Annotated in this window: 22 protein-coding genes and 4 pseudogenes; 9 read left to right on the top strand and 17 right to left on the bottom strand. The window is 68.7% G+C overall.

Features of this window, described 5'->3' with window-relative positions; genetic code table 11:
• Window positions 1-313 precede the first annotated feature (313 nt).
• Genes ACGFIR_RS31295 through ACGFIR_RS31285 form a run of 3 tightly spaced genes read left to right on the top strand, consistent with a single transcriptional unit; the run spans window position 314 to window position 3,613 of the window.
• Window positions 314-787, top strand: a complete 474-nt coding sequence (locus tag ACGFIR_RS31295) for a hypothetical protein (protein WP_393148961.1) — start codon at window positions 314-316, stop codon at window positions 785-787.
• Window positions 780-2,129, top strand: coding sequence for a DUF4407 domain-containing protein (locus ACGFIR_RS31290; protein ID WP_393148959.1), 1,350 nt, complete (start codon window positions 780-782; stop codon window positions 2,127-2,129). Before ACGFIR_RS31295 ends, ACGFIR_RS31290 begins: the two co-directional genes overlap by 8 nt.
• On the top strand, window positions 2,126-3,613 hold the full coding sequence (locus ACGFIR_RS31285) for a hypothetical protein (protein WP_393148957.1): 1,488 nt from the start codon (window positions 2,126-2,128) through the stop codon (window positions 3,611-3,613). Before ACGFIR_RS31290 ends, ACGFIR_RS31285 begins: the two co-directional genes overlap by 4 nt.
• A gap of 435 nt (window positions 3,614-4,048) precedes the next feature.
• Here the strand turns inward: ACGFIR_RS31285 and ACGFIR_RS31280 are convergent.
• Window positions 4,049-4,450, bottom strand: a pseudogene (locus ACGFIR_RS31280) (MFS transporter); the annotation flags it as partial.
• On the opposite strand from ACGFIR_RS31280, the pseudogene ACGFIR_RS31275 reads away from it, so the two are divergent.
• Window positions 4,371-4,868, top strand: a pseudogene (locus tag ACGFIR_RS31275) (IS5 family transposase); the annotation flags it as partial. The pseudogenes ACGFIR_RS31280 and ACGFIR_RS31275 overlap by 80 nt on opposite strands.
• Here ACGFIR_RS31275 and ACGFIR_RS31270 read toward each other — a convergent pair.
• The 11 genes from ACGFIR_RS31270 to ACGFIR_RS31220 form a co-directional block, all read right to left on the bottom strand.
• Window positions 4,831-5,763 (bottom strand): hypothetical protein, encoded by a 933-nt coding sequence (locus tag ACGFIR_RS31270; RefSeq protein WP_393148955.1) that lies wholly within the window; start codon window positions 5,761-5,763, stop codon window positions 4,831-4,833. The pseudogene ACGFIR_RS31275 and the gene ACGFIR_RS31270 sit on opposite strands and share 38 nt — an antisense overlap.
• An 87-nt stretch (window positions 5,764-5,850) precedes the next feature.
• The gene (locus ACGFIR_RS31265) at window positions 5,851-6,765 is read right to left on the bottom strand and encodes an aminoacyl--tRNA ligase-related protein (protein ID WP_393148953.1); all 915 of its coding nucleotides are present in this window, start codon (window positions 6,763-6,765) and stop codon (window positions 5,851-5,853) included.
• Window positions 6,766-6,767: 2 nt separating this feature from the next.
• A complete protein-coding gene (locus tag ACGFIR_RS31260; RefSeq protein WP_393148951.1) occupies window positions 6,768-7,913 on the bottom strand; it encodes an acyl-CoA dehydrogenase family protein in 1,146 nt (381 codons plus the stop codon).
• Window positions 7,910-8,188 carry an acyl carrier protein gene (locus tag ACGFIR_RS31255; protein WP_393148949.1) on the bottom strand — a complete coding sequence of 93 codons (279 nt, stop codon included), beginning with the start codon at window positions 8,186-8,188 and terminating at the stop codon, window positions 7,910-7,912. The genes ACGFIR_RS31260 and ACGFIR_RS31255 overlap by 4 nt, the downstream gene beginning before the upstream one ends.
• On the bottom strand, window positions 8,185-8,955 hold the full coding sequence (locus ACGFIR_RS31250; protein WP_393148947.1) for a hypothetical protein: 771 nt from the start codon (window positions 8,953-8,955) through the stop codon (window positions 8,185-8,187). The genes ACGFIR_RS31255 and ACGFIR_RS31250 overlap by 4 nt, the downstream gene beginning before the upstream one ends.
• 345 nt (window positions 8,956-9,300) lie before the next feature.
• Window positions 9,301-9,765, bottom strand: a complete 465-nt coding sequence (locus tag ACGFIR_RS31245; protein ID WP_393148945.1) for a flavin reductase family protein — start codon at window positions 9,763-9,765, stop codon at window positions 9,301-9,303.
• A gap of 169 nt (window positions 9,766-9,934) precedes the next feature.
• Complete coding sequence (locus tag ACGFIR_RS31240) at window positions 9,935-10,924, bottom strand: nucleoside-diphosphate kinase (RefSeq protein ID WP_393148943.1); 990 nt, start codon at window positions 10,922-10,924, stop codon at window positions 9,935-9,937.
• Between the two features lie 11 nt (window positions 10,925-10,935).
• Window positions 10,936-12,093, bottom strand: coding sequence for a nucleotidyltransferase family protein (locus tag ACGFIR_RS31235; protein ID WP_091632293.1), 1,158 nt, complete (start codon window positions 12,091-12,093; stop codon window positions 10,936-10,938).
• Entirely contained in the window at window positions 12,090-12,365 is a 276-nt protein-coding gene (locus ACGFIR_RS31230; protein WP_091632298.1) for a phosphopantetheine-binding protein, read from the bottom strand. Before ACGFIR_RS31230 ends, ACGFIR_RS31235 begins: the two co-directional genes overlap by 4 nt.
• The gene (locus tag ACGFIR_RS31225; protein ID WP_245715991.1) at window positions 12,355-13,404 is read right to left on the bottom strand and encodes a pyruvate kinase; all 1,050 of its coding nucleotides are present in this window, start codon (window positions 13,402-13,404) and stop codon (window positions 12,355-12,357) included. The genes ACGFIR_RS31230 and ACGFIR_RS31225 overlap by 11 nt, the downstream gene beginning before the upstream one ends.
• A 5-nt stretch (window positions 13,405-13,409) precedes the next feature.
• Window positions 13,410-14,186 carry a hypothetical protein gene (locus tag ACGFIR_RS31220; RefSeq protein ID WP_393148941.1) on the bottom strand — a complete coding sequence of 259 codons (777 nt, stop codon included), beginning with the start codon at window positions 14,184-14,186 and terminating at the stop codon, window positions 13,410-13,412.
• Between the two features lie 173 nt (window positions 14,187-14,359).
• Here ACGFIR_RS31220 and ACGFIR_RS31215 point away from each other — a divergent pair, with 173 nt between their 5' ends.
• A complete protein-coding gene (locus ACGFIR_RS31215) occupies window positions 14,360-16,105 on the top strand; it encodes an ABC transporter ATP-binding protein (protein ID WP_393148939.1) in 1,746 nt (581 codons plus the stop codon).
• Window positions 16,102-17,850, top strand: coding sequence for an ABC transporter ATP-binding protein (locus ACGFIR_RS31210; RefSeq protein WP_326564255.1), 1,749 nt, complete (start codon window positions 16,102-16,104; stop codon window positions 17,848-17,850). The genes ACGFIR_RS31215 and ACGFIR_RS31210 overlap by 4 nt, the downstream gene beginning before the upstream one ends.
• A gap of 12 nt (window positions 17,851-17,862) precedes the next feature.
• On the opposite strand, the gene ACGFIR_RS31205 is transcribed toward ACGFIR_RS31210, so the two are convergent.
• Window positions 17,863-19,080 (bottom strand): macrolide family glycosyltransferase, encoded by a 1,218-nt coding sequence (locus tag ACGFIR_RS31205; protein ID WP_393148936.1) that lies wholly within the window; start codon window positions 19,078-19,080, stop codon window positions 17,863-17,865.
• 104 nt (window positions 19,081-19,184) lie between these two features.
• On the opposite strand from ACGFIR_RS31205, the gene ACGFIR_RS31200 reads away from it, so the two are divergent.
• Both ACGFIR_RS31200 and ACGFIR_RS31195 read left to right on the top strand, forming a co-directional pair.
• The gene (locus tag ACGFIR_RS31200) at window positions 19,185-20,063 is read left to right on the top strand and encodes an alpha/beta fold hydrolase (protein ID WP_393008551.1); all 879 of its coding nucleotides are present in this window, start codon (window positions 19,185-19,187) and stop codon (window positions 20,061-20,063) included.
• A 113-nt stretch (window positions 20,064-20,176) separates the two neighbouring features.
• On the top strand, window positions 20,177-21,205 hold the full coding sequence (locus ACGFIR_RS31195) for a radical SAM protein (protein WP_326564258.1): 1,029 nt from the start codon (window positions 20,177-20,179) through the stop codon (window positions 21,203-21,205).
• Window positions 21,206-21,395: 190 nt separating this feature from the next.
• Here the strand turns inward: ACGFIR_RS31195 and ACGFIR_RS31190 are convergent, their stop codons facing one another.
• Both ACGFIR_RS31190 and ACGFIR_RS31185 read right to left on the bottom strand, forming a co-directional pair.
• On the bottom strand, window positions 21,396-21,953 hold the full coding sequence (locus ACGFIR_RS31190; protein WP_393148934.1) for an LmbU family transcriptional regulator: 558 nt from the start codon (window positions 21,951-21,953) through the stop codon (window positions 21,396-21,398).
• A gap of 338 nt (window positions 21,954-22,291) precedes the next feature.
• Window positions 22,292-22,770: pseudogene (locus ACGFIR_RS31185) on the bottom strand (transposase); the annotation flags it as partial.
• Window positions 22,771-22,835: 65 nt separating this feature from the next.
• On the opposite strand from ACGFIR_RS31185, the gene ACGFIR_RS31180 reads away from it, so the two are divergent.
• Entirely contained in the window at window positions 22,836-23,660 is an 825-nt protein-coding gene (locus ACGFIR_RS31180; RefSeq protein ID WP_393148932.1) for a site-specific integrase, read from the top strand.
• A 1,169-nt stretch (window positions 23,661-24,829) separates the two neighbouring features.
• Here ACGFIR_RS31180 and ACGFIR_RS31175 read toward each other — a convergent pair.
• Both ACGFIR_RS31175 and ACGFIR_RS31170 read right to left on the bottom strand, forming a co-directional pair.
• On the bottom strand, window positions 24,830-25,462 hold the full coding sequence (locus ACGFIR_RS31175; protein WP_393008558.1) for a hypothetical protein: 633 nt from the start codon (window positions 25,460-25,462) through the stop codon (window positions 24,830-24,832).
• 19 nt (window positions 25,463-25,481) lie between these two features.
• Window positions 25,482-25,854 (bottom strand): annotated as a pseudogene (locus ACGFIR_RS31170) (transposase); the annotation flags it as partial.

Here is a 25,854-nt window from a genome sequence, read left to right as displayed (position 1 = left end):
GACGATCACGAATCTGAGAATACTTCAGATATCCAACCTTCAAGGTCTTCTTTGTCAGCTTGAAGAACTGGCAGTTGTGATCACAGCCTCCGCGCCGATATCTTTGGCCGCCCCGTGTCGATCGAGTTTGGAGCCCAAGGTCACGGTGACGAGTACCGCCACGACCGCTCCTAGGCAGCGGCCATCTAACCCCTACCCTGTACTGGCCTACCTACGCATACGCCGGCCACACCGCCTTGCGCCTCTCTTTCGCCACTACTACCTCACCGAGGACCTTCCGGAGCCCATAGAAGGCACCGTCCTGGTCCTAGGCATGAACGGCGTGTTCGAGCTGGCCAGCCTTGAGCGTCGCGGCATCCGCGCGCGTGCCGATGCCCCGGCTGACGCCTTTCTGGTCTCCACTGTTAATCACACCGTGCACTGCACCGTCGAGCTGAACTCTGCTGAACCTCACCAGACGTTCACCGTCGCCGCGCGCTTCGCATGTTTCGTGAACGATGCGGTGGCGCTGCTACGGAACGGGTGCACCCATGCCGCAGATCAGCTGACGTCTTATCTGTACGGTCTGGTCAATCTCCGGGCGGAGCTGGCCAAACACCACGTCACAGACCTGGAATCGGTCCACGCCGTCCTGATCTCAGAGGCGCAGGCGGAAGTGGAGCTGTCCCCACCGTCGATACCCGGCATGACTGTGCAGCGGCCTTATCTGAGTTTTGTCCCGAACGGCGCTTCTGATCTGGTGACGAAGAGCGTCGGACCGCGACCGTCGGAGGGCACGGATGACTGAACGACGTAGTAGCGCTTTCCGCCGGCCGATCGGTAGCTATCTGCGAACTGTTGTCGGCGTCCAGGAAGCGGTACTGGACAAGGTGCCGAACGAACGCCCCCGATACACCGCCCTCGGCGGCCTGGTCCTCGGCGCGTCGCTGCTCGCGGTCGTCTCCATGTTCGCGGCGATGCGCTGGGTCACCGATTCGTGGACCGTGTCCCTCGTCGTGGCACTGATCTGGGGCGCGATGATCCTGACATTCGATCGCTGGCTGGTCACCTCCGTCTCCGGGGCCACCAACCGATTCGGACGGCTGAGCAGTTACTTGCCCCGCATTCTGATGGCCGCGCTGATGGGCGTGGTGATCGCCGAACCGCTTGTTCTTACCATCTTCCAGCGCGAAGTCGAGCACGAGGTGTCACGCGACCGGATGCGGACGCTCCAGGAGTACGAGAGCAGGCTTCGACTCTGCAATCCGGTGGCCGGGACAGCTGAGGCGGCGAAACAACCTGACTCGACCACCTGTCAGGGCTACCTGCTCGTCGTCCCAGACCCCGGCGCTGCTCTGGTGGCGCTGACCGGCTATCAGGCCCAGGCAGACCAACTGCAGGAGTCGGTCGACGCGGGCGCGAAAGCGTTGGATCAACTCGAAGCACAGGCACGGCAGGAATGCACCGGGGAGGGGGGCACCGCGCTGACCGGTAAAGCAGGGGAGGGGCCGAACTGCCGCCGCCTTCGCGCCGACGCCGACCGCCTTCGCGCCGAGCAGACCAGCGAGACAGCGCGACTCTCGAACCTGCGACGGCTGATTCAGGACAGGCAGAAGGCACTCAGCCAGGTTCAGGAATCCGCAGCGGAGGCACGCAATGTAGCTATCAAGCGCCTGGTCCAATCGCAAGAGGCGGCACTGGGTCCGATCGGGCTGATCGATCGGCTGTCAGCTCTACAGCGCCTCGGTTCCGACAGCAACAACGTCACCGCAGCGACTTGGTTGCTGCGACTGCTGATCATGCTGATCGACGTCCTGCCCGCCCTCGCCAGACTGGTGATGGGGACCACGGCTTACGACCGAATCGTCGCCTACCACTCGGAACTCGCCGTCCAGACCCAGTTCGCCGTCGCCGAGAACCAGCGCCGCCTGGTTCTCGCGGACGAGGAGCTGGCCCGGGAACGTAAGGAACTGGAACTCGCCGTGCTGCGCGAACAGATCGAGCTCAATGCAAGCATCGATCGCCTGCTGGTCGACTCGCACCGCGCCAGCTTGATCTCGCGACGCGCCACGGAAATCCGTGGAGCGAGCAAGAGCATCTCGGCCGCTGATCTGCCGGAGAAGCGCGACCGTCCGAGCATCGAGCCGTGACCTATCGTGACCACGAGCGCCGGCGCGTACGAGCTATGGCTGCCGCACGTAACAGGCGGCGCATCAGCTGGCGAGTCCTGCCCGTCCTCTTGCTGATTGGTGCGGCAATCGGAGTGTCAGCGCTGCTGGAGGCACCCTCAACCGCAGACGCCGGACCGGACCGGGCCCGAGCGGAGGTTCCCAAGGGCACCCTGATGATCTCTTTCGGTGCCGGGCGGACGCCGCTGACCCGCACCATGACGGTGCGACCACCGATCCGGGAGATCGCCGCGAATCCGCGGGGTGCCTTCGTCGCACGCCTGGAAGCCGACCTCACCGATCCCGGCACCAGCCGGCAGTTCCCTGCACAGCAGGTGACCGTCGCCGTCAGCGAGATTTCTCCCGGGGTCCTGGCCCTCACGGTCTCGGCCGACCCCTGGTCACCGGAGCGGGTCCCGGCCGGCGACTTCCGCGGCTCGATCCGGGTATCAAAGGATGACGCCCAAGTCGACGTGCCGGTGGTGTTGCGCGTTGACGAGCGGAGTGGCTGGTCAGCCCTATCCGCGTTCTTCATCCTGGTGGCTGGCGCGGCCGCCGGACTGCTGATCAAGTGGATCACCGAGCGGTTGACGCCGCAGGCGATGATCTACCGTCGGTTGGCGTCGCTGCGGCGGGCCGTGGGTTGGGGCTCGGACGGCCGCAACCTGCCGGTCGCGGCCCGACTGCAGATGGAGGAGTTGCAGGACGTCATTGCTCGGCACGACTACGGACGTGCCGAGCAGCTGTTCACAGACCTGGAGAAGGAACGTGAGCGCCTCGCGTCGATGGCGAGCCGCTTCGTCGTGCTCGACAACACACTGTCCGCGCAGGCCGAGGCGGTCAACGCGCACCCTAAGTCGATCACCCGCAACGTACTCGCGCGGGTCGACGCCGTCCTCGACGAATGCCACCGCCGCCTGCAGCTCGCGAAGGACGCCCCTTGGCCAGACCGGGCGGATGAGATCGCCCGAGATCTCGACACCCTCCGACTCAACTTCATCACCGCATCGCAGGTAATCACCTCCTATCTCGAACTCCCGAACGAGGCCACCTTGCGCACTGCGGTCGATCTGCTGCAGCGCGGCGAGTACGACGGCGCGGCGCAGGAGTACGACCGGTTTCTGCAGGCCGGCACCGTCGAGACGGGCACCGTGGCCGAGGCGGGAAAGAGCCGCCGCCCACGTCCGACGCGTGCTCCCCGGGCGGAGGAGCCTGGGCTGGCACCCTGGTTCCGGGCCGCTCGCCCGATCGCCGGCATGGCCTCGGTGTTGGTCGTGGCGTTGGTTGGGCTCAAACTGCAGTACCTCGGCAACCAGTCCTTCCAAGGCGACCTCACCGCCTGGCTCACCCTCGGCCTGTGGGGCTTCGTCGTCGAACTAAGCGGCACCTCGGTCATCGAGGTGGTCTCGCGGCTCAGCACCGGGCACGGTTCCGGCACTCAGCCGGTCTCCGCAACCCGCCCCTGAGCCTGATAGCTGGCCGGCCGCACCGGCATCACCGAAGCTACCCGCTGAGCCAACCGTGACTTGACGTTCCAGTCGTTGTTCGCCACCCCGTGCCAGCCCAGGTCAACGCCGAACCACCGGCACACCCACCTCGGCAACCACGCACAGAACCGACCACAGTGTCCAGCGGACACACCCTGGCACACCCGGCATCCCGACCATGATCCCGGCAGCCGCAGACGCGAAACGACGGTTGGCACGGGCCAGAACGGACCCCGCCGAAACAGCACGGCGACAATGAGCACGACCGGCACCAGATTCCGCATTCTGGGAAGATCGTCCCGAAGCACAGAAGCGATCAAGGCCGTGACCCGCATTTCCGCTGGTCACGGCCTTGATCGTGAAGTGCGCCCGAAGGGACTCGAACCCCTCACCTTCTGATCCGTGGTATATCAGCTAAATCGATGCTCGAATGGAGGCGGAGTCGGGCGTGGAGCCGGCGGTGTGGGTGAGGGTGGCTTCGGCGGCAGCGTCGGACCGCCGGTGACGCAACTCGGCCGGTGCCACCGCAAGTGCGATTACCGCGCCGAGCAAGCCCGTCGCGGCGAAGCCCCAGGCCGGTGCGGAGGCATCGATTCACCGCCCCGCCAGCGGGGTGCCGAGGGCCAGCCCCACCACCATCGCCGAGCCGTGTAACCCCATCGCCTCACCCCGTACGCTTGCCGGCACCAGCCGGCTCACCGCGTCGGCGGTGGCGGCTACGGTCGGCGCGGTGAGCGCCCCGGACGGCAGCAGCACCAGGGCCAGCAGCCACCACTCGCCACTGCCCAAACCGACCGGAATAGTGACCAGACCGAGCAGCAGGGTCATCACCGACGCGGGCGGCATCCCCCTCGCCACGGCACTGACCGGCGGCAACCGCCACGACGTCACCCAACTGCTGCCCCTGGTCGACAAGGTCCCCCGGATCAAGGGCGTCCGCGGCAGGCCTCGGCAACGGCCCGAGCGGATCTACGCCGACCGAGGCTACGACTTCGACAAGTACCGCCGGGAGCTACGCACGCGCGGCATCACACCCGTCATCGCCCGACGCGGCGTCGGCCACGGCTCCGGCCTCGGTACCCGACGCTGGGTCGTCGAGCAGACCATCGCCTTGCTGCACCGGTTCCGCCGCCTTCGCATCCGCTGGGAGATCCGCGACGACATCCACGAGGCTTTCCTCACCCTCGCCTGCGCCATCATCTGCTGGCGCCGACTCCAACGCTCAAAGAGTTAGGAGTTGTAAGTCGTCCTGTCTGACGTCCTCGCCGAGTGGAGAGCGGCGGCTGCACGAGATGACTCCATCCCAGCGCGTCGCGCATTGCCCCGTGTACCAGCCGGGCCATCGCCCGCCGGATGTTGATGGTCACGTAGCCGGGCTGGCCATCGCCCACTCGCATCTTGCCGACTGGGGACTCCACCACCGCCACGGGTGCGACCAAGGGGGCAGCGCTGCAGGCGAAGGCCTCGCGCACCACACCCTTCTCGATCAGCTCACGCCAGGCATGGAGGCCGAGATTCGCCTCACGCAGGGGAAAGCCGAGCATCCGACTGAGCTGCTCGACGGTGTCCCGGGCAATGGTGGGACCGTCGCTCAGCACCGGGCTGAATACCCGCGCGTTGCGTGAGTCACCGAAAACGAAGAACGGATGGTGGGTGGTTTCCAAGCCCGCCACAGCGTGGTCGATCTGGAGTGTGATCGGCAACAACTGGTCGGCGTACGGCTCGATCACCGGCCTCAGTCGGCAGCAGTACCGCCGCTGTCCCGGGCCGGGTGCCTCCTCGCGCAGCTCCACGGTCAGATGCAGCGAGTCCAATGCCCCACCGGGGATACGGTCGGCGCGGCGTACCGCTTCCTCGGCGGCTGCGAGCAACAGCGAGGCCGGCACCACCGGCATGCAGCGTTCACGACAGGCCCGCCGGATGAGCCCCGCGTAGTCACGGGGGCGGAAGAGTGAGACGCGGCCACGGTCCCAGCGGTACGCCCGAAGGCCGGTGACCACTCGGACCACCCGACCGCCGGGCAGCTCCTCGTGGCCGGGGTTGGCCCGGATCCACCGCCAACCCGTCAGCGGCGCCCAGCACAGGTGTTGGACGCCCTGGGCGTGTGGGATCGGAGCCGGGTACGTCATCGCGCCTCACCTTCCTGCGGTAACCGTCGAATTGCCGACGATCTGGCGAGCCGTCGAAGGAGCCACCAGCGCGGCGAGGCGGGCCGGTCACCGCGGACCTACCGCCAGGGTGGCGCGGACGCGGGCCGGCCAGCTTGCAGGATCGGGGCCATGCGCGGCGAGCAGGGCGAGGGTGATGCGTTCCAGGCCGAACGCGGCGCAGGCGGTGTGTGCGGTCTCGCCGCCGATTCGAATCGAGAACGGCGTCCCGAAGTGGTCCTTGTGGTAGTTGGCGCTGGCCACGGCTTGGACCGCACCGTCACCGACCGGTGCCGTCAGTTCCCACTTGAGCTGTTGTTCGCGCTGGGTGGCACCCATCAGCCGGCCGGCGCCACCAAAGAACGGATCCGAGGCCGGCACGACTGACACGTCCAGGCCGAGGTCGCCGAGCCACCGCTCGGCGCGGGCCACCCAGGCGTCCCGCCATTCCGTGACCTCGTCGGCCACGCCGATCCGGACGAACTCCCGCATCCGGAAGCTCCGGAGCCGGCCGTGCTCATGGGTGCCCTCGTTGCGGTAGCAGTACGCCTCCGCGGTGACGACGACCGGCTCGGTCAGGTCCTTCCCCTCGAAGAGCGGATAGAGGTGATAGCACGTCGCCGGCAGCACCGCTACGTCGGTGATCTGCTGAGCGGTGTGCCACGGCGCATTCTGTTCGTCCCGGGCGAGCTGCAACTCGTGCCAGCGCGCGGGACTTCCCGCGAAGCTGTGTACCGTTCCCAGGAGGTTCGGGAACCCGTCGACGTAGCCGACCCGCTCCAGCAGGGCCCGGGCGATGACCGGTGGTACGGCCACTGACACCGGCTGCTGGGGTGCGCTTAGCGTCAGCAGCGCCGATCGCAGGGCAGCCACGATCGCGTCGAAGGATCGGTTGGCGACGGCGATGCCCGGTGTCTCGGTCGGGATGAGGGCGGCATCGGCGGTGGACAGGTGCGGCTGGGCCGCGGTGGAGGTGTCGGTCACGGCTAGGCTCGTTTCCATAGGCTGAGTCGGGCGTTGGCGTTCATCAGGCGCTCGTTGCCGATCATGAGGCGAGCGGAGTACAGGTCGCGCAGCGGCCGAGCGACCGATAGGGGGCCGGCCTCGGCATAGCCGGGCATCCCGCAGATTTCGAGGGCCGCAACCGCGACGTCGACGGCGAGGGTGGAGACGGTGACCTTGAGGTTGTTCACGGCCAAGGTGAGGGTGGGGCCACCGTGCTCGTCGACGGCACCCGGGTCCGCCCAGATCGGCTCGAAGCGGCGGGCGGTGGCTGCTAGCGCGGCCTCCATCTGGTCCATCCGCCCGGCGGCCTCCGCCAGCCGCGGATCGACCAGGTCGGGGTTGCCGCGCATGCGTCCCCGGACGGCCTGTTGCGCACGGCGGAACGCGGCAGCGGCGATGCCGAACCAGCATGCTGCCCACAGCAGGTGTGACAGCGGCACCATGGTCGCGCTGGCGATCCGCTCGAAGGGGTCGGTCAGGACGTATCCGGCCGGCACCTCGGTGTGGAACTCGAACCCCGGACTACAGGTGCCCCGCATGCCCATGGGATTCCACGGGGGTCCGGCCGGCGTGAGCGCACAGGCGTCCGCCGGGGCGAGCACAGCGATCTGGTCGCCGGCCGCGGCCTGCGCGTCCCGCCGGGCGGTGACCAGATAGGCGCAGGCGTAAGCGCCGTACGAGACGGTAGGTGCCCGCTTTGTCAGGCGGACCCGATCTCCGTGGCGTTCCAGAGCCGCGCCGCTGGCACGCAGGCTGCCGCCGATACCGGCCTCTGAGGTGACGGATGCGATCAGTGTCCCGTCGACGACGATGTCCTTGAGCGCGGTGCGTAACGGCGCGGATCCACCATGGTGGCGGGCGACGCAGGCCAGCTGGACCTGATGCATCGCCCAGATCATCGAGGTGGAGCCACACGCCTTGCCCAGCTCGGCGGCGATCGCGACGAGGTCCGACAGGGAGCGATCGAGGACTGGCGCGAGCAGACCGGCCCGGTGCAGTGCCGCGACCGACGCCGCAGGGAAGGCCGCTTCGCTGTCGACTGAGTCGGCATGCTCTGCCAGGGTGGCAGCGACGTGTCGGGCGGCGGCCACCACGTCGCTCGGCGTTTCCGTCACCGTGGCCGTCATCGGGCCACCGCCGGATCCGAGTCGCGCAGCTTCCGCACCGCGTGTGCGATGGACGCGACCGAGGTGAACGTCGCGCGGGTCAGTAGCCCTTCGGTGAACTCGACGCCGAACTCCTCCTCGACGGCCATCATCACGCTGACGCTGTGCATCGACGACATGCCTGCGTCCCACAGGTCGGTGTTCGGGTCGAGGGCATCTGCCGCGGCATCGAGCTGGGCGAACCGCAACACGAGTGCGGATATACGGTCTTCCACTGGCGTCTCCTCATCGGTCAACGTGGACAGGGTGAGCCGACCTGCATGATCGCGCTCAGCCGGGTGTTCAGGTCGGCTTCGCGGGTCGCCAGGTCGGTGAGCATGCGGACGAGTCGGGCCGGCCGAAGGGTGCCGGTGCCGCGGGTGGCCGCCCAGGCCATCGCGTGCACGATGTACCAACGGTGGGACAGATCGGCGAACGCGTCGGCTACCGGCGTCCACCGATCGTCTGGTCCGTTCGGCGGGGCGACGACCTGGCTGAGTGCCAGCCGTTCGGCGGCCACGTCCGCGATGTCGACGTCGGGGCCGGTGCGTCCCTCGCGGACGTCGGTGATGAACTGTTCCAGGACAGCGAGCTCACCCCGGTGTGCGGGCAGCTCTGCTCGTAACCTGTCCGCCACGATGTCGGACGGCGGGGGTACGCCGACGACGCCGCGACAGACGATGCCGAATCCGCCGGCGACCGGGCTGAGCCGGGTCTTCTGGTACACGTGCAGCGGGAGCGAGTGCGGCTCAGGGCGGTTCGTCATGTCGGCCACGACGACCTCGTCCCCGGCGTACCGGTGCAGCACCAACGCGTGCGTCAGGTGCTCGTGATCCCGGTACGGGGACTCGATGTCGAACGAGTCGACCGCCACGATCAGCTGCGCCGAGTCGGCCAGGGCCGCCCGCTCGGCCTGGGCCAGCTCGGCCCAGTCGGTCTGCGCGAATCGTTGCAGCCGCAGACCGGTGAGCCGGGCCGTGCCCGCGAGCCACCGTTCCCCGCCGCCCAGCCGATGTCCCGCCACCCGCCGAAAACCCCAGCTGGGCCCGAGTCGAGCCGCTGCGTCGGGCACTCCGTGCTCGGTGGCCACCGCCGCGACCGCCTGCATGAAGCAGGTACCGAAGGGTGCCTGGCCTCGAATGACGATGCTCGGTCCGGTGGGCGTTGTCATGCCGTCGTCGTCGGCCGGGCTGTGGCGGCCAGGCCAGTCGTGGTGGGGGTTGCCGGGCCGACCAGTCGCGGACGTCGGTGACGGACGGTCGCCATCGATGGGACCGTGTCCGGGGGCTCGTCGGCCGCCGAACGCGCGGCATCGGCACGGAGGTTCAGCATGTCTTCTCCTTCGCTGGCGGGATGGCCTAGGCACGAACTACGACGTGGGCGCGACAATGCGGGTGATCGAGTGGTAGCGGCGTTGGCAGTAGACGAGCGGGCCGCCGGATCGGACGATGGCCAGGTCACCGACCGCTGCGATGACCACCGAGTGCGTGCCGGCATCGTGCAGGTCGACGACGTCGCACGCGATCCAGGCCAGCGCGCCGGCAACGGCCGGTATGCCCGCACCGTTCGCCGGCCAACTGACCAGGGCGAAGCCTTCGGGATCCACCTGGTGGGCCAGAATCCTGCTGACCCGGTGCTGGTCCTCGGCGAGGACGTTCACACACAGTCGGACGGATTTCCTCATCCGTTGCCAGGTGCGCGACGAACGGTTGACGCAGAACCCGATGAGGCACGGGTGGATCGACACCGAGAAGAACGACCCAATCGTCAAGCCGGTCGGGCCGTCGTCGCCTTGGGCGGTGACGGCGACGACGCCGGTCGGGAACAGCGCCATCACCTCCCGGAAGGCGGCAGCGTCCGGCCGTCCGGATGACATGTGGTGTGGCGAGCAGTCGGTTGTCACGGCTCAGCCGATCAACTGGCCGGGGTGAGCTTCGGCAGCCCACCCGGCGCGGTGCCGATGTCGCGTCTGCTGCCGGTGACGCGGGAGGCGCTCGGCTCGGTCATGGCCCTGTCCTTTCTATGAGGGAGTGGAAGCCCCAGCCGCTGACCAGAACCGTCTCCGCCCAGTCGTCGAGGTCCACGCGCAGGTTCCGCAGGTGGCCGACGACACCGTCGCCGAAGGTGGCCGCCGTCTGCGACATCTGCATCGACCAGGTGAGATAGACGGACTCGGGGTCGCGGCGGCTGCTCAGCTCCTCGCGCAGCGGGCTGGCGTACCGCCACGGTGCCCGCAACGCCCGGGACCGGCGTCGGTAGACCGGGTCCGTCAGGTCACCGCCGTGCGCCTGCTGGAGGGCGGTGCGCACCATGACTGCCTCCCGGCGGCACTCGATGCGCGGCTGGAGCCGGTCAAGCAGGGCGATCTGGGTGGCGGCCACGATCTGGTGAAAGGTCGGCAGCATCGCCGGCACGGCCGGGATTTCGGCGGCGTCGAGCACGGCCGGGCAACGTCGGCTGATCGCCTCGTCGACCCGTTGCTCGCCGAAGAACAGGCACGCCTCCCGGATCGCGCTGTCGGCGTCTTCCGACGAGTGGACGATCGACATCAGCATGTTCTGTGACCGGTAGCGGTAGCGGAGTTGCCCCGGACGCGTCTGCGCCGGGTTGGCCGGACCCTTCAGCACGGTCAGCCGCTCGGCCGCTCCCGTCTCGTTCGGCCCACCGGTCAGCAGCACCGCGACCGCAGGCGCCAGTTCGTAGTAGCGGGGCATGTACCACCACATGGGCCGCTGTCCCGCCTCGGCCATCCGGATCTGGGTCGACAGGTACAGCTCCTCGAGCTGCCGAGGGTGTGGCCGGACCACACCGATCTCCAGCGGCGTCAGGCCCTCCCGGCGAAGCTCGTCCAGGATCGCCCAGCTCAACCCCTGTCGCACCGCGTCGGGCCGGACCAGCAGAAACGCGAGGGGCGTGCAGTGCTCGCCGTGCCGCGCCCGTAACCGGGTCACGGCCCCGTCGTCGAGCGGCAGGGCATCGATCACATCCACCATCGATGACACTGCTACACGCTCGATCTCGTGCCGGGAACGTTGCTGCGCACCTCGACGGCGTGGCGCCGGCCGCGGTCGAACATGCGCTCGGTGAAGCCGACGTCCCACCGCTTCGGCGTGCCGTCGAAGCCGCCGTACTCGTCGAGATAGGCCGTGTCGGCCGGCTGGAACTCCTCGGCGAGCCCCGGCGGCACGGCCTCCGGATAGAGTTGCCGCGTGTAGTGCAGGGCGTAGTGCACGCTCGGCCCGCAGCCCAGCTCGTGTGCTCGAGTACGGAACCGGGACAGGTCCTGCGCCGTGCTGACGTGCAGCAGTTCGACGAGGTCGACGAACTTGCGCAAGGTGAGGTCCTTGTCGCTCTCGATGTAGTAGAGCAGGGTCGCTTCGGCGTGCAACTGCACGCAGGCGTCGATGAGTTGGTCGGCGGGGTCCAGCACCCGGGCGGGCTGGCCATAGATCACGGTGGGCGTCGCACGCTCCAGGAACGGGTCGGGGCTCAGCGGCAGGCCGGCGTTGGGCTGGAAGAGGCTGAAGCACGGGGAGAGGATGAAGGTCTCCACCTCGGGCCGGTGTCCCAGCTTGAGATAGGGCAGTGCCACGTTGCCCAGGTTGACCTGCCAATAGAGCGTGGTGCGCCGGTCGAAGGGCGCGATCCGGGTGCCCGTGGGCGTCACTTTCCCGACGTCGTAGCCGGCCGTGGTGGCCACCTCGGCAAGGACGGGCAGATCCGTACGCCGGATGAGGACGTCGAGGTCGGACATCCGCCGGGTGCCGGGATCCCGATAGAGGCCGTCCGTGAGGGCCGGGCCCTTGCGGATGACATACCGCAGCCCGGCGGCGTTGAGCTGCCCGAGCACCCGGCCGAACTCGTCGCTCAGGGCCAGGTTCCGACGCCGGGTGCCCTGGTAGACGTCGGCGTAGAGCCACGCGTAGGGCATCTGCTGGCGTCCGTCGTCGTCGTGCGAGAGCCGGTTGCGCAGGACGTTCCGGGAGATCAGCGGCAGCACCATGTGCCGGCTCGCCAGATCGACGAACCGTCCCCAGTCGAACTCCTCGTGTCGGGTCAACAGGTCATGGACCCGACCACGCACGTCGGTGTCGGGCCGTAGCCGCGCCAGCGCGACCAGGAGGCGCGCCTCCGCCGGCAACTCGAGCTCAGGACCGGTCATCGGCCGACCTCCGCTTCGCCGGGTGCGTTGCCGGCACAGCCCATCAGGGCGGCGAGCTGACCGACATCGACGGAGTGGAGATCGAGCAGTGCGTCGTCGGGCACCGGGACGTCGAACTCCTCCTCGAGTTCGAGCAGCAGACTCACCAGGGCGAGCGAGTCGACGCCCTGATCGGCTGGTCGCAGGGTCGCGGTCAGCGGGGCGGCCGGGTCCAGCCGAGGCAGGTGGGCACGCATGATCTTCTCGAAGGCGGACGGCCAGCTATCGGGCATGGGTCTCCCTCTCCATCTGTTCGGTCCGGTGGCGTTCGGCGCGTTCGATCACCCGTCGGCAGACGTCCACCACGTCGACCGGGCGGCGGCCGAATCCGGTCTCGCCCGCCAGCACCAGGTAGTCGGCACCGTCGAGTACGGCGTTGAAGATGTCGGCGACCTCGGCGCGGGTGGGACTGGCCGCGGTCCGCATGGAGTGCAGCAGTTGAGTGGCCACCATCGAGCTACGTCCGCGGGCCGCGCAGCTCGCGGTGACCTGCTTCTGCACCACCGGCACGTCCTCGAACGGGATCTCCAGGGCCAGGTCCCCCCGGGCCACCATCAGCCCGTCGAAGGCATCGATGAGCGGCGGGAGCGCGCGTACCGCATCCGGATGTTCGATCTTGGCGATCAACGCCGCTTCCGGCGCGATCCGGTGCAGCGCCTCCCGGTCGGACGGATGGGCGGTGAAGGACAGCGCGATCATGTCCGCCCCCAGGTGACGGGCGAAGGCGGCATCGTCGCGGTCCCGCGGGGTCAGCCCCACCGGAATCGGCTGCCGGCCCGGCAGGGTCACCCCGCGCCCGTCGGTCACCGGGCCACCCTGCGTGACCGTGCAGGTCATGGTGCTGTCGTCGGCCTCCTCCACCCGCAGCACCACGGCACCGTCGTCGATCAGCACGTGCGAGCCCGCCTGCGGCACCGCTCGCCAGCCGTGGATGAGCCAGGTGCGGTGCGAATCGAGATCGCCCGGTGCTGCGGCCAGGACCACCTTCTCGCCCGGCTCCCACCGCGCCGCCCCGTCACGCAGGCGGCCGATCCGGTTCTTGCGGCCCTGCAGGTCCGCGAGGACGCTGACCGTCCGGCCCTGCCGGTCGGCTTCCGCCCGCACGGTACGGACCGTGGCGAGGTGCCGTTCGCGGCTGCCGTTGACCATGCTGAGCCGCACCACGTCCACGCCCGCCCTGATCAGCGCGGCGAGGCACGCGGGGTCGGCGCTGGCCGCGCCGATGGTTGCGACTATCCGGGTACGCCGTACGGCGGCCGTCGCTGTGCTCACGGCCATCACCGCGCGCTGCATCGGTGGTACTCGCGCACCATGCGGCCCGGGTCGTCGGCGATCACCGGGGTGACACCGTGCAGGATGCCGGCGCCGTAGGTGTTGTTGACGAAGAACACCTGGCCCGGTGCGGGAGCTCCCAGGTTGATGCCGAACTCACGTGTCGCCGCGTCGCCGTACTCCGCGCGCAGCACCGGCTTGCTGCCGGGTGTGGGCTCGACGGACCACTCGAACGCATCGTCGAAGGACAGCTCTCGCGCCTGCATGAGGGCCCGCGCGTCGACCAGCAGAAACTCGCCGCCGACAAACCCGCGGACCGGACCGTACAAGTGCGAGAAGAGCATCGCATCGCGGTCCGTATGCAGTGCCTTGAAGCTCCAGCTGCTGCCGTACTGCTCCGGCGGAATGACACCATCGCGGGTCACTGATTCCTTGACAATCGGCGTAGCGGAAGAACTTAGCTCGTCGCATCGGGTGACGAATTGTTCCCACACTGCGGAAAACAGAACGCGGTGCAGTCGGCGGCCGTCGGCGACGTCCGCCATGGGCAGACCGTCGACCACGGCGGCACCGGCGGCTGGCCGCTCCGCCGGACGCAGCAGCCGATCCACCACGGCGCTGACCAGGGCGGGAGCGGTGACATCACCGCCGTGATCAGAGATCCGCACCGTGATGTCGGTAAATGCTGGCAATTTCACTGCCGCGCCGGAGACCGCCATCCGGTCCAGCGCCGACCGCCTTATACGCATCGATTCGGGGGCAGGTGGGGGTTCGGTAATCATTCCAAGGCTCGCTCTCTCCGGTCATCGGGAGATCTCGCACCGCTGTGGCGCACCTTTCGCCATTCTGCACACGTCCTGTCTCGCCGGCGAGACGAGACGATCGTCAAAGTTTCCGCATCCGTGGCTCATCGGCGAACGGCATGGTCGAACAGACTGCGGGTAGTGTCGCCGCTATGCGCATCGGCACAATATTGCGCCGCCTCGGTGACCATTGGGGCGGCACCAGTGTGGTGATGGCGTCCCATCTCGTGCAGGCGGCCGCCGCCCTGTGGCTGCCTCTGCTGACCGCCCGCCTGGTCGACGACGGCCTGGCGTTCGGGGACCGCGGACGGATCGCGGTGACCGGGGCGGTGATGCTGGGCGTGGCCGTCGTCCAGGCGCTCGCGGCCGCTGTCGCCGTACGGACGGCCACCACGATCGCCGAGGCGATCGGGCGGGACCTGCGGGAGGAGGTCTTCGTCGCCGCCCAGCGGCTGAGCATCGCGCAGGTGGCCCGCTTCGGGACGTCCTCGTTGACGGTACGCACCATCAACGACGTCCAGCAGGTGCAGCAACTGCTGCAGATGCTGCTCGCGGTCGCGGTGCCGGTGCCGATGATCTGCGTCGGCGGCATCGTGCTCGCCGCCTTCCGCGACGTGCAGTTCACCGTGATCCTGCTGGCCGCGATCCCGGCGCTGATGCTGCTGACCACCGGCGTGCTCCGCGCCATGCGGCCCCTCACCTCGATGGTGCAGGGTCGCATCGATGACATCGACCGGCTGTTCGACGAGCAGATCACCGGCGTACGCGTCGTCCGGGCGTTCGGCGCCGAGTCGCACGAGGAGCAACGCCTGCAGCGGTCCGGGGCCGAGCTCGCCGGGGTCGCCCTGCGCGCGGGCCGGCTGTCCACACTGGTGCTCCCGGCGGGTTCTCTCCTGGTGAACCTGCTGAGCGCCGTCACCGTCTGGCTCGGCGCGGGCCGGATCGCCCAGGGCTCCCTGGGGATCGGTGAGCTGATCGCCTTCATCAGCTATCTGGCCCTGGTGCTGAGCTCGATCACGACGCTCAGCTTCCTGTTCACCACGCTTCCGCGCGCCGAGGTGTGCGCCGTCCGGATCGGCGAGGTGCTTGCCGAGCGGCCCGACGTCGTCGCGCCGGCCCGGCCACGGACCGCGCAACCCACCCCTGGCTCGGTCGAGACGCGTGCCCTCCGTTTCGGCTACCCGGGCGCGGCCCGGCCGGTGCTCGTGGACGTCACCCTGACCATCCGGCCCGGCGAGCAGGTCGCGGTGATCGGCGCGACCGGAAGCGGCAAGTCGACGTTGCTGCACCTGGTGGCACGGCTGGCGGACAGCACCAGCGGGGCGGTGCTGGTCGGCGGCTCCGACGTCCGGCAGCTCGACCCCACGGTCCTGTCGCGCGCGGTGGCACTCGTACCGCAGCGGCCGATGCTGTTCTCCGGGACCGTCGCGACGAACCTGCGCCAGGGCCGCACCGGGGCCACCGACGCGGACCTCTGGGAGGCGCTCGACGTGGCGCAGGCGCGGGAGTTCGTCGAACGGCTGCCCGGTGGGTTGCGGGCCGAGGTGGGGCCCGGCGGCGCCAACCTCTCCGGCGGCCAGCGGCAACGACTGGCCATCGCCCGCGCGCTGGTCCGCCGCCCCGACATCTATCTGCTCGACGATGTCACCTCGGCGCTGGACCAGACCACCGCGACCGCGGTGGAACGGGCGCTGGCACTGGCGCACGCGAACGCCACCAGGATCGTGGTGACCCAACGTGCCGAGGTGATCCGGCATGCCGACCGCGTCGTCGTGCTGGACGCCGGGCGGGTCGTCGGCCTCGGGACACCCGCCGAGCTGCTGGCCGGCAACGCCATCTACCGGGACATCGTGGCGGCCGAGCCCAGCCACGACGACGTCATGGACATACCCGCGTGAAGCGCTCGGACTCGGCACGGCGACTGACCGCTCGCCTGGGTGCCCACCGCCGGTTGTTCGTCGGCCTGTTCCTGCTCGGGCTGACCAGCGTGACGCTCAACGTGCTCGGCCCTGCCCTGCTCGGCCGCGCCACCGACCTGATCGTCGCGGGCGTGACGAGCGACCGGGGCGTCCCATTCTCCGCACTCGCCCGCGTGTTGCTGCTCGCGGCGGCCACCTATGTGCTCTCGGCGGCCTGCTGGGCGTTGCAGGGCCGGGTCACCAGTCGGCTCATCCAGCAGACCGTGCTCCGGCTGCGAACCGATCTGGCCGCGAAGGTGAACCGCCTGCCGATCAGATACTTCGACCGGCAACCACGCGGTGAGATGCTGAGCCGCGCCACCAACGACGTCGACAACGCCGCGGCGACCCTGCAGCAGACGATCAGCCAGATCACCAACTCGCTGCTGCTCTGCGCAGGGTTGTTGACCATGATGATCATCATCTCGCCGCTGCTCGCATCGGTCATCACGGCCACGGTGCTGGTCCTGGTCGTCCTGAACATCGCGCTCAGCAGACGGGCCCAGGAGCGGTTCGGCGCACGCTGGGCCACCTCAGGTGACCTGCACGCACACGTGGCCGAGATGTACACCGGCCACGCCACCGTCGTGGCGTTCCAGCAGCAGGGCGAGGCGCTGCGCGGCTTCCGGCGCCTCAACGACCGGCTCCGGGCCGACGGGCTCCGGGCCCAGACCACCAGCGGACTGGTGACACCTGCCATGACCCTGCTGTCCAACCTGGGCTTCGTCCTGATCGCAGTGGTGGGCGTCGCACGCGTCGCGGCCGGTGCCGTGACGATCGGCGAGGTCCAGGCGTTCCTGCAATACTCCCGCCAGTTCAACGGACCGCTTACCCAGCTCGCCACGCTCAACGCGGTGATCCGGTCGGGCCTGGTGTCCCTCGACCGCATCTTCGAACTACTCGACGCGCCCGAGCTGGACAGCCGGCCCAGCGTCGCGGTCCAGCGGACCCGGCCGGCCGGTCAGCTGGTCTTCGACCGGATTCGCTTCGGGTACGACCCGGCGACCCCGGTGCTCCGCGAGCTGGACCTGACGGTCGCGCCCGGCGAGACGCTGGCGATGGTCGGCCCCAGCGGCGGCGGAAAGTCGACGCTGGTCAACCTGCTGCTCCGCTTCTACGACCCGGACCACGGAACGATCCGCCTGGACGGGGCGGACCTGCGTGCGCTGCCCCGCGAGCAGGTGCGGTCGGTGGTGGCGCTGGTGCCGCAGGACGTCTGGCTGCGGCACGGCACGGTGGCCGAGAACATCGCGTACGGGCAGCTCGACGCGACTCGCCAGCAGATCGAGGCGGCAGCGCGCGCAGCCCACGTCGACGACATCATCCGCGCGCTGCCGGACGGCTACGACACGGTCATCGAGGACGGCGGCTATCTGAGCACCGGTGAGCGGCAGCTGGTCACCATCGCCCGGGCCTTCCTCCGCGATCCCGCGGTGCTGGTGCTGGACGAGGCGACCAGTGCGGTCGACTCGCATACGGAGCGCCTCGTCCGGCAGGCCATCAGGCGGCTGACGCACCAGCGCACCGCGGTCATCGTCGCGCACCGACTCGCCACCATCCGTGACGCGGACCGGATCGCCGTGCTGGACGAGGGCCGGATCGTCGAAAGTGGCGACCACGCCGGCCTGCTCGCCCTTGACGGCGCCTATGCGCGGCTGCACCGCGCGCAGCGTACGGACGGATGAGGCAGGGGTGGCTCAGACAGCGACCGCACGTCGGGCGAGGAAGGCCTCGGCCGCGTCGGCCGCGACGATCGCCCCGTCGCCGCGGAGGTGCCGGTCGCGGAAGCCGCGTACGGCGGCGCGCTCCGGGGAGTCGCCGAGCAGGGCGGTGGCGGCGTCCCGTAACGCGCTCGCGGAGAGTTCTCCCGCCGTGAGCCGGCGACCGAGGCCGAGTTCCGCCACCCGGGCCGCGTTGACCTTCTGCTCCGGGCGCTCCGGCACGACGACGGTGGGCACCACGGCCAGCAGGGACTCCATGACCGAGTTCATCCCGCCGTGCGACACGAAGACATCCGCGTGGCGCAGGACGGCCGGTTGGGGCACCACCGACGCGACGACGACGCCCTCGGGGACCGGCCCGAGGGCCGCGACGTCGAGATGCTCACCGACGGCCAGCACCACCCGCCAGTCGGCGGTGCCGAACGCGCCCAGCGCGGCCCGGTACACCTCCGGACGGTTCGACGCGGTGCCGAGCGCGACCAGCACCAGGGGCGCCTCGCCCGGCGGTGGTTGCCAGCCGTCGTCCGTGCCGGCGGGCATCGCGCTCGGTCCGGCGAACACGAAATCGTCGGCGAAGGTCTCACCGGCCGGCTGGAAGGCCCGAGGCAGGAACACGATGTTCAACCCGGGGGTGGGCTCCGCCATCATCACCGCGGCGGTGTTGACGCCGTGCTGCACCGCCAGGCGGCGCATGTCCCGCCAGACCGGTCGCAGTGCGGCGCGCTCCGGGCCGCTCATGCCGGCGGCCTGGAACTGTGCCCGGGTGTGCTCGTTGCCGGCGATCGTCGGCAACATTCGGATCCCGGGCAGGCCGAGGCGCTCCGCAATCATCCGGCCCGGCGGCGTCGACATGTCGTAACAGACGCTGTCCGGTCCGTGCGCGACGGACCACTGATACAGCGCCTGGTATCCGTTCTCGACGAGGTCGGCGTAGAGGCGCATTCTTTCGACGTATCGAGTCGGTCCGCTGTCCGCCGTCGGAGTGCCCGGCGGCAGCGCGAACCCGATCGGCAGGAATTCTGCCCCGGTTGCCGTCACTGCGGCGGCGAATCGATCACTGGTCGCGTAGGTGACCCGATGGCCGCGACGGACCAGCTCGGCGGCGAACGGCAGTGTCGGATTCACGTGGCCGTCTGCGGGAAGGCACACAAAAAGCAGGTGCCGGCCGACCCGCTCGTCGGCGATCTTTCTCATGGAAATCTCCCGAATGTTCGGCCCGCCGTGGCGGAGGAATTCAATATCCTCGGTCCAGTATCGCCGCATGCCCTACGAACAACCATTCCCGACCGAGGAGAAAAATGGAAAAATATGTCGACGTCGCCCCCGGAATTCAGTTGTACGCACGGCTGGACGGGCCGGCCGGCCGGCCCGTCGTGCTGCTGGTCGCGGGGGCGAATGCCGCCGGGTCGAGCTGGCCGGACGGCCTGGTGTCGCAGCTCACCCGCCATCACCGGGTCCTGCGTTACGACCATCGCGACACCGGCCGTTCGACCCGGGTGTTCGACCGGGACCCGTACCCGGTGACCGTCCTCGCCACCGACGCGGTCGCCGTGCTCGACGCGTTCGGCATCTCCCGCGCGATCGTGGTCGGCACGTCGCTCGGCGCGCAGCTGACCCAGCTTCTCCTGCTGGACGCCGCCGATCGCGTGGCCTCGGCCGTCCTGCTCTGCGCGGCGGCGCTGCCGATGCCCGACGCTCGGCAGTCCGACCACCCGGGCCCGTCGCCCGCGCTGGCCCGGGTGTGGCGCGGCCTGGCGGAAGCCCGCGACCCTGCGGAGGTGGTGGAGTGGAAAGTTGAGCAGTGGCGGCTGCTCAACGGGCCGCGATTGCCCTTCGCCGAGAACGCCTACCGCCGGCTGGAGCGTCGTGCCGCCGCCGCACGAGGGCCGGCCGGACCGCTACTGGGCCCGCACGTCCGTGCCGATCCCGGCAGACTGGCCCGCCGCCCGGAACTCGCCCGCGTGCGGGTGCCCACACTGGTGCTGGAGGGGTCCTGCGACCCGGTTAATCCGCCGCCCTGTGCGGCCATTCTGACCGCGTCCATTCCTACCTCCCGCCGCGTCACCCTCGCCGACATGGCTCACTTGATACATCCGCTCGTGGCTCCGCAGATCGCGGCTCAGGTCGCCGGATTCGTCTCGCCGGCGGGACATCGGTTCGGACCTCCCCCGACTTGAGTCGACCACGTCGAGGCCCCAGGATAGGAATCGGCGCCCGGCAATTGCCCACCCCCTTGGAAGGGCGTTCGGCGCATGCTCATCACCCTCTTCACAAGTGCTGGGAGAGACGAATGCAGAAACCTCAGAAAGACCCGGTCTACGTGCGCGCTTCGGTCTGGCCGAAATGCGATCTGGTCTGCCGTTACTGCCCGGTCGAAGAGGGAATGGAAAATCGTGTACCGGCAAGGTACGCCGGACAGCAACTGACCACTGAGCAATACTTGCGCAACGCCGCGGCGATCGCTTCGGCCGGCATTGGCGGCATCTCGTTCACCGGTGGCGAGCCGACGTTGCGCCCAGACCTGGGTGACATCATCGAGGCGGTCCGCCCCATGTACGAACGGGTGGAGTTGACCACCAACGGCGCCCGCCTGCCGAAGATCACCGACGCGGTGAGCCGGCACATCGATCTGCTGAAGATCTCGCTGGACAGCGTGCGGCAATCCGACGTCCTGCAGATCACCGGCCGCCGCTTCGCGTACGCCCACGCGACCGAATCGATCCAGTGGGCGATCAGCGAACGTGTGCCCCTTGCTCTTAACGCGGTCCTGATGCGTCGCACCCGTGACGTCCTGGACCAGACCATCGATTTTGTCGCCGACCTGGTGTCCGACGCGCGCTCACCAGTGCACCTGAGCCTGCTCGACTTCTACTACTCACCCAGCCGGCGGGCCGAGTGGCAGGAGGACTACCTGCCTACCGACAAGGTCCTCGAACTGCTGACCGACCGCTACGGCGAGCCGGAGATCCAGGAGCGGTTCGGATGCCGCTTCTACTGGTACGACGCTAACGGCTTCAGCGTGCGCCTCAAGGACTCCTACAGCGCCACGATGCGCGCGCCCAAGTGTGAGGGCTGTGCCAGTTACTGCCAGGAGGGCATCTACGGCATCAAACACTCGGTGGAGGGGTGGCTGACCACCTGCCCGAGTGACCGGGAGGACCTTGGCAACCTGCTGCATCCTGACCTCAGCGATGAGCAGTTGACCGAGCGGGTGACCGCGATTCTGGCCGACGTCGACAACGCGAGGTCGACACCGGACTCGTTCGACGTGATGTGCCGGACCCACGATTTGCGGCCCGCGGCAGCGGTCGCGTCCTGACGTCGCGAGCAGGATGCGGCGGCGCAGGAAAGCCGCTGAATGCCGGCGCAGCGCGTCGACCGGGCGTGCTGCGGGCGCCGGCCGTGAACGTCGGCGGGTATTGAGACCTCCGGTTTCGGTGTGGACGTCGGCGCCCCACGCCTCGCCGGAGGTCTCACCCCCGCCACGCCGTCGACGCCCTTCATGGGTGCTACCGCTGGCCGCCGGTCGCGCCAAGGGCCTGCGCCGCGGCCCGATCGAGGGCTTGCACGATCCAGGCGTCCAACGAGGTGTTCAACTCGGCGGCGGCCTTCTGCCAGGTGTCGATCCGGTCCGTCGACACCCGGACCCGGGGCAACTCGGCGGCCTTCCGGTCAGCGCGCTGGGCGGCTCGTCGGTGATTGCGCAACTGGATCCGCAGTCGGTTACGCGACCATCCCTTTTCGGCTGCCAGGTCGAGCCAGTGGTCCTGTTCGGGCTCCGGCAACGCGGCCACCTCCGTGTGGTGCTGGAAGCTCAGCTCCTCACGGCGGCGACCGATGGGGAACTTGCGGGCGATCCAGGCATAGTTACGTAATGTCTGGTATTCCAGGCCAACCCGCTCCACGGTCTCGGCGTATCTGCGCTCGTAGCGTTCCTGCCCGTAGATCAACCAGTCGCCGAGGCACCACGCGAAGGAGTCGACCAGCCGACTGATCCGGAAGCCGGCGTCGGCCCAGTCGTCGAAGGCGAGGTCGGAGGGTATGACCAGGCCTGTCCGCGTCGTCAAGATTCCGGTGCCTCCGCTGCCCCGTTCCACGGCCGTTTTCCTGGCGCTAACCACGCAGATTCACTCCCCGTTTTGGATCTGTTACAAACTGCAAGGAAGCCTATCCGAAGGGACGCACCGCTCGAAGTGCTTCCATCAGTGACAGTTGTCGGCATCCTGCTTGTCCACTTGGTACTGTCTTGTGGCGCTCTGGTTCTTATGCGGCGGGAACTCGTCCCGGCGGTTGGCGGACTCCGCAGCGAAGCGTTCGCGAGTTGCCGCGGTCGGAGCAGCGGGCGACTGTCTGTGCGCGCCGAAAGATCGACTAGTGCCGTGACCACGAACGTTGACGGTGTTGGTCAGGCTGCGCGGGTAGCTGGCTGGCCCCAGCGTCGTTGTCGTTCGCTGCGGATGCGGGCGCGTTCGCGGCGTTGGGCGGCCAGGACGTCGGGGTGGCGGGCATTGGCGTTGCGCCAGCGCAGGTAAGCCTGCAGTTTCCGGGTCAGCGCCGGGTGGTTCGAGCCGGCGATGACGAAGGTGCGTAGCGGCCCGAACTGGGCCTCGATCGGGTTGGCCCAGGAGGCGTAGGTCGGGGTGAAGCAGAGCTCGACCTTGTTCCGGGCCGCCCACCTGCGGATCTTGAGGCCTTTGTGCGCGGACAGGTTGTCCAGGATGACGTAGATCGGTGCCCCGTCCGGGCGGGCTGCGCGGATCGACTTGAGCGCCGCGAGGGTGTTCGCGGCGCTCTTACGCCGCCGCACGACGCCCCAGAGTTGGTCGTCGCCGACGGAGTAGCAGCCGTGGAACTGCCGGACCCGTGCAGCTTGTGGTAATTCGCGCCTGATCACCGACAACCCGGCCCGAGGTCTGGAACTACCCCCTCGGGAACGCCTCCAGCCCGAGGTGTGGACCGACGCCCGCGTCGCCGAGTGGAAGGCCACCGGCGAGCGCCCGGTGATCGCGGTGTGGACAGCCGCGCAGCTCGCCGCCTTCCTCGACTTCGTCCGCGACGACACCCTCTACGCCCTGTGGTGGCTGATCGCGCTGCGCGGACTGCGACGCGGCGAGGCCGCCGGGCTCCGATGGGCCGACGTCGACCTGCACGAGGGGCAGCTGTCGGTGGTCCGGCAGCGGACCACGGCCGGGTACGACGTGCACGAGGGACCACCGAAATCCGCGGCCAGCCGCCGCCTGGTCGCGCTCGACAAGCACACCGTGCAGGTGCTGCGCCAGCAGCGACAACGGCAGCAGGATCGCCGCGCCAGACGCGTCGACGCCAACAAGGTGTGCCACGACAGCGGTTACGTGTTCACCAGCCCCGACGGACTACCCCTGCACCCCGGCTACCTCCCCCAACGCCTGCGGCTGCTCGTCGACCGCGCCGGACTCCCACCGATCCGGCTGCACGACCTCCGACACGGCGCGGCCTCACTCGCCCACTCCGCTGGCGCGGACATCAAAACCGTCCAGGACCAACTCGGACACGCCAACATCCGCGTCACCGCCGACATCTACACCACCGTCCTACCGCCAGCCGCGCACAAGGCCGCCGAGATCACGGCCTCCTACCTCATCGAGGCCGGCAAACCCGGCGCGGAGATCAAACGACAGATCGACCGCACCCGAGACACCGACGACGGCACCGCCCAGCGCCGACCAAGCCACACCCGGAACCGGACATCACCGGGGCAGGAGCCCGAAAGCCACCGAAGCACACACCCCAACTGAGGGTGCCGCGGCGCCGCACCCAACAGCGCGCGAAAGCGCGACGAGTGCTCACCAGCCGACAGCTCACCAACCACCAGGAGCTCGCCGGACAACCCGCTCCCACAAGTCACTAGGTCCAGTGTTCACACAGAGTCCCAGCCACAGGTTCACCTGCGGCTGGGACTACTGCACTGCTGACACGGCGTCGGCGAAACGCGATCCGGCCCCACGACCATGCGGCCAACAGACCATCCCCACGACGCGACCAGGCCACCGACACGGTTCCTGCCCCGCCTCGCCGACTCGCTGAGCAGACGTAACACGCCAACGCGAGCAGGGTCGCCGACGAGGTGGACAAGATGCTCGACGAGCGGCTCTTCGCCCAGCCTGCGGTCTCGGTCGATGTCGTCTCTCGTGACTGGAAGCATCTGAGCGGTAATCAGATGGGTCGGGCCGCAGGGGTGCCGCCAGCGCATGCCGGACTAAGGCCGCTACCTGCGAAAACATGCGCCCCCGCCTCCTGGGCTTCCCATTTTCACATTCAGATATCCCACATACCGAGACCGCGGTGCTCCGATGGTGCTCGGCTGCCCAGAAGCCGCCCGAGCGGCGCGACCGCGAACCAAAGCGCCTCTGAGCTGCTCAAACGTGGGTCACAACCGCGACCCACACATGACCCATACGAAGGCAGGGAATATAGCCGATCGGCTATATTCCCTGCTCAAGTGGTGCGCCCGAAGGGACTCGAACCCCTAACCTTCTGATCCGTAGGAGGAAGGGTAACCCACCTTCCCCACCGAATACAAAGTCTCATAGCTCGTACTGTATTGCAAGCCCTTCGTCCACGCGGAGGGCTTTTTGTTTCGGCTGGTCCACGCGCTGCAGGCGACGGGCAGGGTGATGGGCTCGCCGCTGCCGGGCTCACCGTGCTGATTTCGACCCGCCCGTGCTCGACCGGTGCCGAACATCCGAGCACCATCGGAGCACCATGCAGGCCGCGATATCCCTCGGATCTGAGCGCCGAGGGTTCTGGCGATGTCGACAATTGGGTAGCACGCACGCTTCCCAATGACCGCCTTCATCTCCCGCTTCACTCGGACCGAGGCGGGACCGCTGGCGCCACCCACAGACCTTGGCGCGGTGATCCGCGCTTCGATGACAGCGGGAGCGGGCGGCCGAGTGCGGCGATGTTAGTCGTCTTCGGGGTCGGCGAACCGTAGTTCGGCCGCCGACTCCGCCATGGCGGAGTCGTCGAAGTCCGGTAGCGCCCGTTCCGGCAGGTGCAGGTCGGCGTCCGGGTCGATGCCCTCTGAGCTGCCGATCAGGTCCAGTAGGAATTCCTCGGCACCGCGCAGCAGTACGGGGTCCTCCGTCCAGAAGCCGAACTCGAGGCTGCGTCGTGACGACGCCGTGAAGTTCGCTGACCCGATCCAGAGTCGCTTCGGGGTGAAGGCGGTGACGTCGGCCGGCCCGAAGTCGTCTTCGTCGTGTTCCCAAAGGTGGCCGAGTAGCGCCAGCTTGGCGTGGAGGATCGGTGGCATGGACCCGTTGGCGCCCACGCCCTTGCGGTAGCCGATCGTCCGCACGGTCGGGATCATCTCGTCGCCGGGCGGCAGCGACCACCCGGGTCCGATCATCGGGGGCTCACCGTCGACCAGTGAGGTCAGTTGCTCCAGCGGGGAGAAATAGCACACCGGGAGACCGGACGCGCGGGTGTTGAGGTCGGCCAGGCGGCGAAGCTTGTAGGGCAGATCCGGCGGCTGCACCTTCTTGTCCCGGGCCTGCTTGGTCACGTCCGCGCTGGTGGTGTAAGAGACGGCCATCGCGTGATCCGGTCTGATGTTATGCGGCGATCGGTGCCGCGTCGGGCTGGTCGGTGTCGTGTTGGCTGGTGTCGAGGGTGATCAGGCGGGCTTTGGTCAGGAGTTCCAGGCCCATGTAGCGGCGTCCTTCGGTCCATTCATCGGTTTGCTCGGCGAGGACCGCGCCGACGAGGCGGATGATCGCTGGCCGGTTAGGGAAGATCCCGACGACGTCGGGTGCGGCGGCGGATTTCCTTGTTCAGGCGTTCCTGCGGGTTGTTGGACCAGATCTGGCGCCAGATCTCGCGTGGGAAGCCGGTGAAGGCGAGCAGGTCGTCGTGGGCGGCGTCGAGATGCTCGGCGGCGGCTGGGAACTTCGCCTCGATCGTGGCGACGACCCGCTGGAACTGGGC

Origin of the sequence: Micromonospora sp. NPDC049051 (genome assembly GCF_043197575.1) — a bacterium.
Lineage (GTDB): Bacteria > Actinomycetota > Actinomycetes > Mycobacteriales > Micromonosporaceae > Micromonospora.
The sequence above is the reverse complement of the archived record's forward strand: the minus strand, read 5'-3'. Positions and strand labels throughout refer to the sequence as shown.